Genomic DNA, 14,023 nt, shown 5'->3' on the forward strand with positions numbered 1-14,023 from the left:
AGTCAGATAAAAAGTACTATTCAGAATGGTAGATCAATAAAAACGAAACCGATCTGACATTTCAAGATTGGTTTCATTGTTTTATTGTTTATTTCTTCGTTACTTTTGCATTGGGTTTACCCTATTCGGTGCGCCTTCAATTTTATGGATCATCAATTTTCTGATAACAGCCAAATCGGTATCGTTTCCTCTTTTTCTGACCTTGTGATTTCTCATTTTAAAGGTGAAATGAATGCGCTTTGCTGGAATAGAAATCTTGAAGGAGATTTTAAAGAAATTGTTTCTCAACTTCAACTGAAAGACAATATTACCGAAGTTTCTGCTGAAGATCTTTTAGCATTAACACTATCTGAAAAAGGCGATATCGCGAGACAAACTATTTTAAATGATCTGCAGTTATTGAGTGACTTTGGAGCTTCACCATCCCTTAATTTGCTTAAAAATTATGAAAGAGATGATGAATTTGATTTCATTTCCACCGATGTCTACTCATTTCATGTTGACCGCTCACCCATCGGAACCGATACTTTTTTATGTACTTATTACGGTGCAGCAAGTGACATTATTCCAAATCATCAGGTAACACAAAAAATTCTCATTCCTGAAATCCGCGAAAAGCTTAAAGAGCTGCATCAGGATTCTGAAGGAGATTTTGAGACTTTTCTGACAGAGTATTTTTTCGATCTTCATTATGAACCTCACCATGGTGCCAAACCTCTCAATTTAGGATTGGGGCATCTTTGGAGACTGGCTGTAGATCATCCTGAACAAAAAGTTTTGCCGTGCGTACACAGAGCGCCCGCAGAAAACGACGGAGAATACAGGCTGCTTCTTATTTGTTAAAAACGGAGACTAGACTGTTGATTATATTTTTGTCTCTCGCTGATTTTGCAGATGACGCAGATTTTAAAATTTCAAAAATGAAAACTGTCAAAGATTTAAAAAACAGCATCCTTCGTGCATCCTTGCCAAAAAGCAGCTGCATATGCGTTCCGTAATTTTATCTTTGATAAAATCTCTGCGTCTTAAAAACATAAAGTATTAAAATAATCTTTGCGACTTTGCGATAAACCAACAAAAAAAAATTCGTGCATTCGGGGCAAAAAGACAATCCACAATTTTATCTTTGATAAAATCTTTGCGTCTTAAAAACATAAAGTATTAAAATAATCTTTGCGACTTTGCGATAAACCAACAAAAAAAAAGATTCGTGCATTCGTGACAAAAAGACACTCCACAATTTTATCTTTGATAAAATCCTTGCGACTTAAAAACATAAAGTATTAAAATAATCTTTGCGACTTTGCGATAAACCAACAAAAAAAAATTCGTGCATTCGGGGCAAAAAGACACTCCACAATTTTATCTTTGATAAAATCCTTGCGACTTAAAAACATAAAGTATTAAAATAATCTTTGGGACTTTGCGATAAACCAACAAAAAAAATTCGTGCATTCGGGGCTACAAAAACAAATCAGTTAGAAACCACTTCGTACATCAGATGTTCATTTTTAGCATATCCGTCCAGATCATTGTCTTTGTAGTAGATTCCTGCCTTTCCGGAAAATACACTCCTGTTCAGCAGTTTGATCTTAGCCAGCAGTTTTCTCATTTGCTGATCCCTGTTTACCGGATTTTGAAATACTAACATATATTTATTGAATGAATACTCTATCATAAACCTGGTTATCTGTTCAGCCAAAGAAGCTATTGCTTTGCTATCAAGTCCTGAAAGCACATAAGAACAGTTGAAAACAACTACTGAAGGAGAAGAAAAACGGTTTTCAAGACGCTTTTTATTGATCTGGCTAAAATCTTTAACAAAATCAAAAGTATCATGCAGCCTGAAACATTCGGAGCGGGAGAATGTCATTGCCTTTTCCAGCATCGCAGTTGAAGAATCCACACCAATGTAATGAATACTATCCTGAACCTCATCTTTAAAAAGTGTACTAAAGGCGAGTGCAGCCGTCAATGGACCACATCCAAAATCAATAAACACAACTTTATTCCCCAATTTTTTTATTTCAGCTGAAAAATAATCAAAATGAGTCCTGAAAACGTATTGAGAAGACGCATAATGTTTCCGCATATTCCAGTAACAGTATAACTGCACTTTATCCTGCGGCGTATACTCGAGAAACAGCTGATCCAGAGAACCACCATACTTAAAATTCTGATGAACATCCAGATTTAAGGTTTCGTCAAAATCAGCCAAACCATAGCAAATAATATTGTTACGCGTAAAATCTTTCCCGGCACCCAGAATTTTTTCCGGCCACTCCGTTCTTCGGTCAGCCATTATTTTATCGAGAACCAAGGCTTTAAAAGCAGAATCAAAAGAATGATCCCACTGTATTTCCACATCTTCTTCAAGAGGTTTCCCGTTGGTTGGAAGACCAAGAAGATCTTCCGCTAAAATTTCCTTCACCGGAATATCAATATATCCCTCTTTTGATTTACAATATTCTATTAAACGCAGATAAATAATATTAGCAGAGAGAATACTGTCATTCCCAATCAGGATCAATTGCTCTTTAGATCGCGTTAAGGCCACATTCAGCTTTCGGTCGACATCTCCTTCATCGTTTAAACTTACCATTCCATTAAGCTGGAAAGGATTATTAATTGAAAAAGAATAAATAATAATATCCCGCTGGCTTCCCTGAAAACGTTCAACAGAATCTACCGTGATCTCTTCATAGCCCGGAATCTCTGCCTCTTCCAATTTTTGTTTGATAATCGCAATCTGATTACGGAAAGGCGCAATAATCCCCAATGACTCTTTAGGGCTGAACACCTTCTGATTTGACTGATACAAAGCCTGAACCTCTTTTACGATCTTCACAACGAGGTCAGCTTCATATTCATTAAATTTAGCATAAAGATCATCCGACTGTTTATTATTAAAGAATATCAGTCTTTTATTCGCGAGTAGATTTCTCAGCGAAGCGCCTGAATTTTCAGTAAAATTCATGGTGTTTACCTGACGGAAAAGTGCGTTTTTAACATTTGGATCAAGATTCGGTGTGTGATACGCTTCCACCAGCTTCCCCCCGTAAAAGGCAAAATTGGGAAATAAAGCAATCTCCTGATGCATCCTTCCCTGATAGGATAAAGAATCAATCGCATGCAGAAGCTTGTGATTCTCACAAAACCTGAATAAACGTTCGAACAAAGAATTCTTACGGTTCTGCAACCCCATATTTTCAAGATCAGAATCATTCGTCAGAGAACGGTCTGAGTTCTGGAGTGAAATGGCTGGAAGCTGTTTATGATCGCCGATTAAAATAAACTTGGGAACTTTAGAAAGTGTACCAATGATTTGGGGCTCCAAGATCTGGGAAGCTTCATCTACAATAATATAATCAAAATCCTTTATTTTAAAGATCTGATCTCGTGAACTGATCGAAGCCACCGTGGAAATGTAAATCATATTTTCGGCGAGCAGCTTTTCAATTTCAAGGCGGGATAATCTCTTTCCATCTGATTTTAGCTTCTCTTCCCGGCGATTAATTACCTCTGACAACAGATTTTTATGATGTTCCGGTGAGGAAGAAAGTCTTGATCCGAAACGGATGAAATTGATACGCTCCGGGCTTCCTGCAGCCGCATTCACAGCTTCACAAAGCTCATCCACTGCACGGTTGGTATAAGCCAGTACCAGCACATTTTTTTCTGTCTCCATCAATTCTTTCACCAGATTTTTGATGACGATAGACGTTTTACCCGTTCCCGGCGGGCCATTCAGCAGGAAATAATGGTCTGCCGACAGAGCTTTGTTGATCACACGCTCCTGCTCGAAAGAAATACCTTTATTTTTATAGCCATAATCCCTTGACGCCGCGGGAAACTTCTGCAATAAAAGTAAATCGGCAAATATTTTTTTAGCGTTTAAAAATTCATACAGATTTTTATACATGGAATTGAAAGAAGATTCCATAAAATCTCTTTCAACAGCCCATTTCCCTTCTTCCCCGAAGGATTCAAAATAGCTTTTATTCCTCTGTCGGTATCGAAAATAGACAGTGACATATTCTTTAGTGATCGACTGAATAGTACATTTAAACAACCGGTTTTTAGAGACAATATCGGTTTCCTTATTTCTCGGATACAAAACACAGATATCGCCTGTACGGAAATTAGCGTGTTTATTACCTGGATTCGTTCTTTTAAACCTGATGATCTGCTCCTCCTCATCAATTTTATTTTCCTCAATGGTCAGGTCATAAAGAATTTCAAACTTCTTATCTTTTTCCTCAAAACTATTGAGCCAAAGGCCTGCAAGTCCGTTATTACTGTTTTCTTTTTCCCTTTCGTTACTTCCCACTTTACTCAGATAGTGCTCATACGCCACATAATTAACAAACGACCTGAAATATTTCTGAGCCAATGCCGAAGACTGCAAGTATGGATTTAAAAAAGCATGAATCTGAGGCTCTATCCTGATTCTGAAATTTTTATGAATTTCCTTATTAATGATATTCACAGGATTTACCATGCTGAGAATCTGACCTGTTTTTTCCAGATTATCTTCTGCCAGCAAATGTTCCAGAATAATGATCCTGTTGCGAACCTCAAGAATCTGCTGAAAACCTCTTTCATAAGGTGCCTGACCACGAAGGTTCCCCTGATCCGCTTTTGAATAAAGAATATATCCCTGAAGGAAATTATTCAGCTTGCTAATATCAATATTTTCAGCCTGAGAAATTAAAAGATAATATAAAAAGAGCTGGGACTGATGGTTATTTTTAATGCTTTTGCCATCATCCGGAAAAACAGTTCCTCCCGATTTCAGTTCAATGATCTTAGAAATGGCTTCCGTTTTATTTCTTCGGTCCAATATATCCAATCGCCCCTGAATACCATATTTCTCGGAGATAAAAGAGGGTTCGAGAGAGGCATTTTCAATATCAATGTTCAACTCAGGAAAATCATTGTGAATGACTTGTTTTATTGTATTGAAATGTCTCTGACAATCCTGCTGAAACAGCGTAAAATCAGAAGCTGAGGCAATATCTTCACAGGTGGTATATTCAAATGGATTCGACTTAAAATGCTTGATAAATGTTGTTTTAAAACTCACATTTTCTTCAGCACCGGAAAAAAGTTCATCCACAACGAGATTGGCAAAATTTCCCAAAAGGATGTGTTTTGAATTAGCAACCTTTTCAAATTTAGACTTTAAATACAGTAATTCTGAATGACCATAATCCTGCAGACATTCTGAAATGGCAGAAACATCCACCAGATAATCAGGCTCGAGAATGAGGTATTTAGGATGAAATATTTGGTCAGCATCAATCATAATATTCAGCAGATACAATGTTGCACCCACCCAGAAATTCGCTACGGAGGCAAATTCATCATTAAAGCCCAAAGCATTGATCTGAACAACAATCAGTTGATCTTCCGGAATTTTCATATCCAGAGCGATGCTGTTTTGATCAAGTTGGCAAATCAAAATATTTTCCTTTATTTCAACAACAGAAACACGGGCTTCAGGAAACAGCAGCTCAGAGGGTGAACGGTAAGTTTCGGCAGGCCTCTCCGCTTCAAGCAGGTCAGCAGGTACCGCAATTCCATATGTATCTTGTAAAAATTTTGCAAACACCGCCACGTGATACCGATACGTTTCTTCCGATGGAATGATCTGGTGATGCAGCAACTGATTGGCGGCTGTTCTTAAACCATGAATATTTCTAGAAGTCTTAAATCCGGTACAGATGTATGATAAACGTGAAAATAAATCGGCAAAATTGATCGTTTCATGACTTGTCAAATCCTTAGACACCTTTTCCAAAAGCTGCCTAAGCAATGGATATTTTGTTTTTACGCTAAGGCTGGAATCGGTATGAATAGAAATCAACTCATCCAAATAATCTAATGCTGCAATTTTCTCTGACACGGCTGACAATGCTAAAAAGTAATCTTATATGATCAATAAAAAAGGATTGGGAATTTGTGGTAAAACCAAAAATCCAATCCCTTGTACAATGTACGGTGTAAAGATACAACAGAATCGGGAATTATTTGTTTTAAGCTGTTTTTTCTTTCTTTTGTTAGATATTTATCCATTTTTTCAGAGTAATCGAAAACTCTGCTTTTCGGTAAAATTCTCTAATAAAATGGTAGCGAAAATTATTTTATCCTCTCCCAAACACGCTTAGGGATTTTCTTGACGTCTTTATTTTGGGATTTCATCAGGATTCTGACGATTAATCAGCAGTTATTTTCTGTCGATTTTTACAATCAGTCTTTTAGGCTCCGTGTTAGTCTGTACGTGATGAATATACGTGAAATCAAATGACAAACGTTTCTCGGAAAAACATGTTTTTCTACAATACTGGTAATCCTATTCCCGTTGTAGTATCTGAAAAGCCGGAAGATGTAAAAAAGGAGGAATTATTTTTTTCATCGAATGTCGTTTTTTGTATACTGTCAAATATATAAAAAACACAAACTCACAATAAACACATTTTCAGTTAATTAATAATCATTTAAGCTAAAAAAAAGAATTTATTTAAATTTATTACATAAGATTTTTTAAAATGATCTTTTTTTTAATATAATTATTCTTTTTATCAAAATTTCAATAGGTGCCCACAGGGCAAAAAAACATCTCATTCCTCTTCCTAAGACTGATAGGGGTAATCTGTTGATTAAAAAAAAGATTTTCACTTTTGATTATACAGAGCAAAGCTAATTCCTATTAACCTGTTATATTTGCATGAACTAAAATTAATATAAATGACCAAATTAAAGCTTTTAATCCCGGTACTCTTTTTTATAACGATACTTTCCTGTAAAAAAGAACAAAATACTACGAAGCTGATCGAAAAAACACCCACACAAAAAATTCTCACAGTCGATTCTTTTCCGGATTCTCTTGTTCTGAATAAATTTGATGTCGGTTGTTTAGTTTCTTATGCTAAAAAAGGAACTTCTCATAATGAGAATATTTTGATGCAAGGTGCCGGAATTCCAGCTGAAATAGGTAGATCTCTTTTTGTTATGAAAATTGACGGAACATTACAACTGTTTCATTCCAATGATGAAAGAGATGTGAAGACTGTTAATGAAAATCTAATTGAGGCAAAAGTAAGCAACAAAGATTATGAAGTGGAAGTAATTACCCATATCGGAAAATCCGTTGAAGAATCTGATTCAACAGAACATTTCGGAACCATAAAAATCACTAGAAAAAAGGATAATTCTGTAGTCTCTATTGATTTTGTAGGAGGCGTGGCGTGCTAAAAAGTGATTTTAATTAAATTTTCCAAGAAAATGAATTTATAGATTTCCAAGCACTAGCAAATATACGAAAACACCTTTAAATTACATGTTTAAAGGGTTTTTTGTATTATTGTAATTGTAATCTATAGACAATATAAAACACCATCTATTTCCCCTACACAGTATCTATAGAAGTTTTTATTAATGGTGATTTACATAGATTGAGGTGTACAAAAGTGGAACACGATTAAGATGCTGCAACATCTTTTTTTCTACTTTTTCGCACGAATCACATTAAATTAAACACTTGTAAACCAACACTTTAAAACATTTTAAAATAAATTTAAAAATACATTTGTACTGCTTTCGCATACCTCAAACCTCATAAATCATTGTAAATTAAACAATTAACACTTCCCGAATGTGACAGTGATAATTGATACATTTCGCCTGTACACCTTAATTTTCATCTATTTTTAGAACGAAAATAATTTAAAATTTAACAAGTATAGCTCAAATTTTCTATTAAAATGTTTTAATTAATCTACTTATCAATTCTCTGTTGGATTTACTAACTCCAAAATCTTCTGATAAATTTGACCATTTACGAAGTGCAGAAGTTGTTTGCTGGATAACTTTCTCAATGAATTCTTTCGAGAGCTTCGCTTCGCTTCCTAATTTAGTAAGATGTTTGACGGTAATATTTCGTCCTTCTCCCATTACCATAGTGCTTTGTTCTCCACCTGGTCCAGATGAGAAAGTAAGGTCGTAAGCGGGTGATAATTTCCATTCTCCAAATTCATTCATCAGAAACGAAAAATTCTTAGCATGGTCGTCTCTATTGTGCGCCATAACATTGAAAACTGCTAATCGAAACATTTTTTCTACTTCTCGAATGTCTTTGGTTAAAACACCCGTCAATGATAATAAATCTTCATAATCAAGAGACGGAAACCTAAAATTACTATGAACGAGTCCACTCACCGTATGCATATGGAGACGCTTATTTCCTTCTCTATCAAAACGCTTTACAGCAAAATAGCCATTCCCTTTCTGTGACGGAAACAAATGGACTTCAGGCATTTCAATTCCAGCATCTACAGCCATTAAAGCGTAAATGTATTCTATTGCGCCCGCATCTTTTCCATCTAATGAGTTTGGAAATTTCACCATCCAAGGTTCAAAATTATCGCTTAACAAATTCGCTCCGTAGGATATATTTTTTCTCTCTGCATCAACGCCGATCAATGCTTTTGGCCGTGCTCCGGCAGAGGATCCGTTCAAAGCTAAAAGTTCTGCGATCACTTCTTCTGAATCACCTCGCAAAACGTCTTCTGTTTGAGTAGCCAACACGTCCAAATCAATCATCTCATTACTACTATCTGGACTTTGATCCGGCTCATAAACCAACGCACCCATACCGTGCAATCCAACATATCCTAGACGATCTAGTGGTGAAATATCCGATGAAGAAATCCCTTCCGAGCGAAGCATACGATCAAAGAGCAATCTTCCCCAACCGTCGGGCAAACTATCATTGAAAACACCAGCCAAACCTTCGAAAGGATCTCTTGGAAGCTCTATCACGTCTCGTTGTAAAGGAAGTTTTATAGGTGAAATTTCTAAATTGCTCTGCAGAAATTCTTCATCATATTGAAAATAGATGATAAAATCACGAATTGCCAAACGTCCAACGGGTTGAATTCCAGAACCAAAATCCAATCCTACTTTTATTTCTTTGATAGCTATTTTCATCTCCTGCGTCCTCTTTTTTTAATGGGCTTTTCCTCTGATTTCAGAACATCATCGATAGATTTAAAACTCTGTTCCTTCGGTTTTAAAGCATCAACCATTTCTTCTAATCCACCAACAACTGAAAGCAATTTTAAAAATGAATCCAGGGAAATCAAGCCTTTTTGCTCAAATTTCCTCAGAGTTGGTAAAGGAACACCTGATCTTTCAGCCAGACCTTCCTGTGTTAGATTCATTTGCAATCGTCTTTCCCGGATATTATCAATCAGTTTTTTTTGAACTTTTGAAAAAGAAATAAATAACATAATAGTAGTATTTAATGTTATAATTTAGCAATAAATAATATTATTGTATTACAAATATACGTAATTTCCAGACATTTATATTGTAAATAAAAATAGAGATTTAATTAGTAAGTAGATTAGATATTAATCAAATTCACCTAGGTGATAATATATTTGAATGGAGTAGCAACAACATTTATCTAAAACAGCATTTTTTTTATTAGATATAAACGACTTACACTGAATTTGGATATTTAGGATTTCATACTTTTATTTGGCACATTCAAATACATAGTTGCCTAAAATTATTGTAACTGAAAACAAACGGTATTCTACAAAGATTTAAAGGAATTCTTCCAGCAGAGATTTTGGAATGATATCTTTCTTACCAAACCGTAGAGTTTTGATTTTGTCCTGTTTAATCAATTTCCTAAAAGTAGAATCGCACAAATTCAAAAGGACACATACCTCTGAAATACTGAGGTAAGATTTTGTTTAGTAGTTCAAAATCAGAAGTAGTATTTTTTAGTTTACTGATTTTCTTGAATCAATATTAAATTCTTTTCTCCGAGTGTCATAAAATTCAAAAAAAGTAATACGATTTTACAAAGTAGTGTGACGATTAGTAACAAAAATAATGTCAATTAATGGTATTAAATATCACTCATCATTTTTACAAAACATTGATTAAACGAAGTATTCATGGGGTTTTATAGAGATAGGCTACTTTCCGATACAAAACTTAGAAAAAATATTCCCCAACACTTCATCATTAGTCACCTCACCCGAAATTTCGCCAAGATGTTCCAAAGCATTTCTAAGCTCATAAGCTAACAATTCTGTAGAAATTTGAAAAGAAATAGCCTCCTTTACTTTATTTACGGCATCCAATGATTTCCCTAATGCTTCAAAATGACGTTGATTGGTGATCACCACATTATTTTCAGCGGACTTCAACTGCTCCACGTAAGAAGACAGTTCGTTTTTAAGATCCTGAATATTTTGGTTTTCAACAGCAGAAATTTTAATAAAATCAAATTCATGAGCAATTTTATTTCGGAAAATATCTTCAACTTTCTCATACGCTGCAGGAGAAACTTCGTCAATTTTAGTTGCACAGATAATTAACTTTAGATCATCTCGCAACAAAGATTGGATCATCTCAATATCTTCAGAAAAATCTGCCGTGGCAGCATCCGCCAAATACACAAGGATATTAGCGTTTTCTACTTTCTCTTTGGCTTTTTTCACGCCGATGGCCTCAATTTCGTCCACTGTTTCACGCAAGCCAGCCGTGTCGATCAAACGGAAAGCATGACCTTTAATATGAAGCACCTCTTCAATAGTATCTCTCGTGGTTCCGGCAATATTACTCACAATGGCTCTTTCTTCTTTTAATAAAGCATTCAGCAAAGTCGATTTTCCGGCATTCGGCTTTCCGATAATGGCCACCGCAGTTCCGTTTTTAATCGCATTTCCATATTGGAAACTCTCAATTAAAGAATTAAGTTTAAGCTCTATTTTATTAAGAAGCTGTACCAATGCAGAGCGGTCCGCAAACTCCACATCTTCCTCCGCAAAATCAAGTTCAAGCTCGATTAACGAAACAAAATTCAGTAAATCTGTTCTCAAAAAAGAAATTTCATTGGTAATTCCTCCTTTTAGCTGATTGATAGCTACTTTCCTCGAAGCTTCATTTTCAGAAGCAATCACATCAGCAATCGCTTCCGCCTGAGAAAGGTCAATTCTTCCGTTGATGAAGGCACGAAGGGTAAACTCTCCTGCCTTTGCCATTCTTGCTCCGTTTTTAATTAAAGTTTCAAGAATACGTTTTCCAATATGTGGCGAACCGTGAAAAGCAATTTCCACAGAGTTTTCAGTTGTAAAACTTTTCGGAGCCAGGAAAATAGAAAGCATCACCTCATCAATCGCCTCTTCGCCATCCACAAAATAACCGTAATGAATGGTATGAGATTTCTGCTTTGCAAGATTTTTTGCCGGAAAAGATTTCTGAACCACGCCTAAAGCATCGTCCCCCGAAACTCTGATAATGCCTAAAGCACCTACTCCATTGGCCGTAGCCAGCGCACAAATGGTATCGTTATTCATGGCGCAAATTTACGGATTTTAATCTCAAAGCACCATACCGTTTATCTATTGTCCCGATTTTGAGTATACATTACAGAAAAACCAGTAACAACCTCTTTTATTTTTTGAAGCTGATTCCCGCTTTCCGCTCATACTCCTCACCCCAAAGCTTGCCAACACCTAAACCCTACAACACTCCAACCCAGTTCCGGGGTAACCGCTGCAATCGGGGCTAAGGGATTTGTCAGTAATTCACTTTTAGTGCTTACTTTACACGGTAAAACATTCATTAGTATGCTCTTTTTCCCAATATCCCAATCTTTTCCAGCCATTTCTTTCGCATCATTTCATCAGAAGTTTTTACAATCCCTATAAAAGTCACTTTCACAGGCTTAATTCCACAAAACTCTAAAACAGATTTTTTAAGCTGATTCACACTGGGTCGCCCATACAATAGTCTGTAATACCAACCCGGCTGATCCAGTGTTGTGATAATATGAGCAGACTTTCCTTTCAGCAGTTTGTCCCACCAAACTGAGTTTTCACGGTATCTAAAAGCCATTCCCGGAAGAAAAAGCCGATCGATGAAGCCTTTTGTGATCGCTGGAAGTCCGCCCCACCAAACAGGATGAATCCAAACCAGGTGATTCGCCCATTGTATTTTCTCCCATGCTTCAACCAAATCAGGTTCCAGCTCCATTCGTTTTTGATAACCAAATTGCAAATTAGGATTAAAATTCAAATCTGCGATGATAATTTCCTTCACTTCTGCTCCTGATTCCAAAGCTCCTTTTTTATAAGCTTCTGCAATCCCAAAATTAAATGATTCTTTGTTGGGATGACCATTAATAATTGCGATTTTCTTCATGATTCAATCTGAATGAAAATGGATGGATAATCCATTAATGATTCTAATAAAGATGTTGATTCATGAAGCTGGTGACTGAAATACACTTTATTTTCAACATCAGTTTTCAACAGTTTTTCGGCATGTAAAATGGCAGATAAAGCTGTCAGTTCTGCTTGTCCTTCTCTACTTTGAAGACTGATTTTCTTCGTTTCCTCTTGATTTTTAATGATAATTTCAAAGACAGTCTGATCACCATTTCCACTGGCTGCAAAGATCATTTTTCTTTCTTTAAAAGACAGGATATTATACAGTTTTATTTTCTGAAAAGCACCTAAAATCCAGGTTACCCATTTTGAACTGTAGGTCATTTTTACATTGACCGTCGGAATTTTTTCAACCTGATTTAAAATATACAGATCAGGAACATCAAAATTATAAACCTGTCGTTTTCCAATTCCAAAAGAGAAGTTATAATATTCTGCATTCAGAAAATGTTTGATAGAAATGGGTTGATTATTCCTGTAATTCACAAAAGGTTTAGCCACATTTTCTGCCATAAAATGAGCCGAACTTTCGCCCGCTTTATCTTTAATAGAATAATAAACGAAAAGCTGTACTTCATCAATAATTTTCATTTTCAACGCAGCAGTATTCACCAAACCTGCGACAATTCCGCCCATCCAGCCTGAACTGAAAACAATTCTGCTGGTTATTGATTGATTCTTCGCTAATTGATACGATTTCATCAAATCAGGAGTCGGTTTTGTGATATCCAAATAATCAATTGTATGGTCGATAGCAAAACGAAGCACATGATCTTCTTTATCATTCACAGAAAGAATAATCAGGTGAATATTTTTCTCCAATATGGTTTTAAAGGTCGAAACTTTGGTTACATCGATAAATAAATTATTTTCACTGTTTCCACCCTTTCTGCCACCGATAAAAATAGTTAGTTCCGGATTTCTTGAATGTAAAATTCGGGCGATGGTTTTTCCCACCAATCCGGTTCCCCCGATAATTAAAATATTTGACTGCATTTTATTTTTTCACAAAACTATTCAGTCAACATCTCAATCTGCAGGACAAATGTCTAAAAAGAAATCTCTTTTCGGATTCGGCTTAAATGTCTTTGTGTAATTCCCAAATACGAAGCCAGATATTGCAACGGAATATCCTGAATATAATTAGGTTGATTTTCAAGCAAAGCTTCATAACGCTTTGCTGCATTATCTCTTTGAAGTTGGAAAAATCGTTTTTCCAGTTCTAAATATTCCTGTTCGGCAATTGTTTTTAAAAATAAAATCCAATTCGGATTTTCATTAGCAAAAGCTTCAATTTTATCTTTTTTGATGATTAAGATCTCGGCATCTGAAATAGCCTGCATATTTTCCATGCTTGGTTTTTCAGAAATAAAGGAAGAATAAGAAGCAATCAGATCATTTGGAAACCTGAAACAGTACGTTATATCTTTTCCGTCTTCCGCAATATAATAAGATCTGAAAATACCGGATTTTATAAAAGCTATCTCTCTACATTTTTCACCTTCCCGAACAAAAAAGTCATTTTTATTCAGTTTTCGCTCTTCAAATAATTGTAAAAAATTTTCAATTTCATTCTCTGAAAATATCTGGAAGCTCTGAAAAAACTGCTGAATCATTTTTTTTAATTAAGTGAAAAAAGTAGTGATTTTCAGCAAAAATACATAAAAAATAAAATCATCCCAGAACGGGATGATCTTACTGCATTTGAATTTACCTTAGTATATATGAAAGTGATTAGTGTGCTTTTTTGTTGATACAAAGATAGCTTC

General features: G+C 35.5%; 10 protein-coding genes. 2 read left to right on the top strand and 8 right to left on the bottom strand.

Going from position 1 to position 14,023, the window contains the following annotated elements:
* Positions 1 to 144 precede the first annotated feature (144 nt).
* Positions 145 to 843: a DUF1826 domain-containing protein gene (locus VUJ46_RS08225; protein WP_326984506.1), complete on the top strand. Its 699-nt coding sequence runs from the start codon at positions 145 to 147 to the stop codon at positions 841 to 843.
* Between the two features lie 631 nt (positions 844 to 1,474).
* On the opposite strand, the gene VUJ46_RS08230 is transcribed toward VUJ46_RS08225, so the two are convergent.
* Positions 1,475 to 5,908, bottom strand: a complete 4,434-nt coding sequence (locus tag VUJ46_RS08230; protein ID WP_326984507.1) for an AAA domain-containing protein — start codon at positions 5,906 to 5,908, stop codon at positions 1,475 to 1,477.
* A gap of 842 nt (positions 5,909 to 6,750) precedes the next feature.
* On the opposite strand from VUJ46_RS08230, the gene VUJ46_RS08235 reads away from it, so the two are divergent.
* Positions 6,751 to 7,257 (top strand): hypothetical protein, encoded by a 507-nt coding sequence (locus VUJ46_RS08235; RefSeq protein WP_326984508.1) that lies wholly within the window; start codon positions 6,751 to 6,753, stop codon positions 7,255 to 7,257.
* Between the two features lie 504 nt (positions 7,258 to 7,761).
* On the opposite strand, the gene VUJ46_RS08240 is transcribed toward VUJ46_RS08235, so the two are convergent.
* The 7 genes from VUJ46_RS08240 to VUJ46_RS08265 form a co-directional block, all read right to left on the bottom strand.
* Positions 7,762 to 8,991, bottom strand: coding sequence for a type II toxin-antitoxin system HipA family toxin (locus tag VUJ46_RS08240; RefSeq protein ID WP_326984509.1), 1,230 nt, complete (start codon positions 8,989 to 8,991; stop codon positions 7,762 to 7,764).
* Positions 8,988 to 9,293 carry a helix-turn-helix domain-containing protein gene (locus VUJ46_RS08245; protein ID WP_326984510.1) on the bottom strand — a complete coding sequence of 102 codons (306 nt, stop codon included), beginning with the start codon at positions 9,291 to 9,293 and terminating at the stop codon, positions 8,988 to 8,990. The genes VUJ46_RS08240 and VUJ46_RS08245 overlap by 4 nt, the downstream gene beginning before the upstream one ends.
* Before the next feature lie 321 nt (positions 9,294 to 9,614).
* Entirely contained in the window at positions 9,615 to 9,749 is a 135-nt protein-coding gene (locus VUJ46_RS22985) for an excisionase family DNA-binding protein (protein ID WP_442784951.1), read from the bottom strand.
* A gap of 246 nt (positions 9,750 to 9,995) precedes the next feature.
* Positions 9,996 to 11,381 carry a tRNA uridine-5-carboxymethylaminomethyl(34) synthesis GTPase MnmE gene (gene mnmE / locus VUJ46_RS08250; protein ID WP_326984511.1) on the bottom strand — a complete coding sequence of 462 codons (1,386 nt, stop codon included), beginning with the start codon at positions 11,379 to 11,381 and terminating at the stop codon, positions 9,996 to 9,998.
* A 268-nt stretch (positions 11,382 to 11,649) separates the two neighbouring features.
* Positions 11,650 to 12,228 carry an NAD(P)H-dependent oxidoreductase gene (locus VUJ46_RS08255; protein ID WP_326984512.1) on the bottom strand — a complete coding sequence of 193 codons (579 nt, stop codon included), beginning with the start codon at positions 12,226 to 12,228 and terminating at the stop codon, positions 11,650 to 11,652.
* On the bottom strand, positions 12,225 to 13,250 hold the full coding sequence (locus VUJ46_RS08260; RefSeq protein ID WP_326984513.1) for a saccharopine dehydrogenase: 1,026 nt from the start codon (positions 13,248 to 13,250) through the stop codon (positions 12,225 to 12,227). Before VUJ46_RS08260 ends, VUJ46_RS08255 begins: the two co-directional genes overlap by 4 nt.
* Positions 13,251 to 13,303: 53 nt before the next feature.
* On the bottom strand, positions 13,304 to 13,870 hold the full coding sequence (locus VUJ46_RS08265) for a Crp/Fnr family transcriptional regulator (protein WP_326984514.1): 567 nt from the start codon (positions 13,868 to 13,870) through the stop codon (positions 13,304 to 13,306).
* Between the last annotated feature and the right edge of the window lie 153 nt (positions 13,871 to 14,023).

Origin of the sequence: Chryseobacterium sp. MYb264, assembly GCF_035974275.1 — a bacterium.
In the GTDB taxonomy this organism is placed as follows: Bacteria; Bacteroidota; Bacteroidia; order Flavobacteriales; family Weeksellaceae; genus Chryseobacterium.

Bases quoted from the DNA above. Each gene is read 5' to 3' on its own strand.
- VUJ46_RS08240 (WP_326984509.1), bottom strand. From the start codon at position 8,991: ATGAAAATAGCTATCAAAGAAATAAAAGTAGGATTGGATTTTGGTTCT.
- mnmE (WP_326984511.1), bottom strand. From the start codon at position 11,381: ATGAATAACGATACCATTTGTGCGCTGGCTACGGCCAATGGAGTAGGT.
- VUJ46_RS08245 (WP_326984510.1), bottom strand. From the start codon at position 9,293: ATGTTATTTATTTCTTTTTCAAAAGTTCAAAAAAAACTGATTGATAAT.
- VUJ46_RS08225 (WP_326984506.1), top strand. From the start codon at position 145: ATGGATCATCAATTTTCTGATAACAGCCAAATCGGTATCGTTTCCTCT.
- VUJ46_RS08260 (WP_326984513.1), bottom strand. From the start codon at position 13,250: ATGCAGTCAAATATTTTAATTATCGGGGGAACCGGATTGGTGGGAAAA.
- VUJ46_RS08235 (WP_326984508.1), top strand. From the start codon at position 6,751: ATGACCAAATTAAAGCTTTTAATCCCGGTACTCTTTTTTATAACGATA.
- VUJ46_RS08255 (WP_326984512.1), bottom strand. From the start codon at position 12,228: ATGAAGAAAATCGCAATTATTAATGGTCATCCCAACAAAGAATCATTT.
- VUJ46_RS08265 (WP_326984514.1), bottom strand. From the start codon at position 13,870: ATGATTCAGCAGTTTTTTCAGAGCTTCCAGATATTTTCAGAGAATGAA.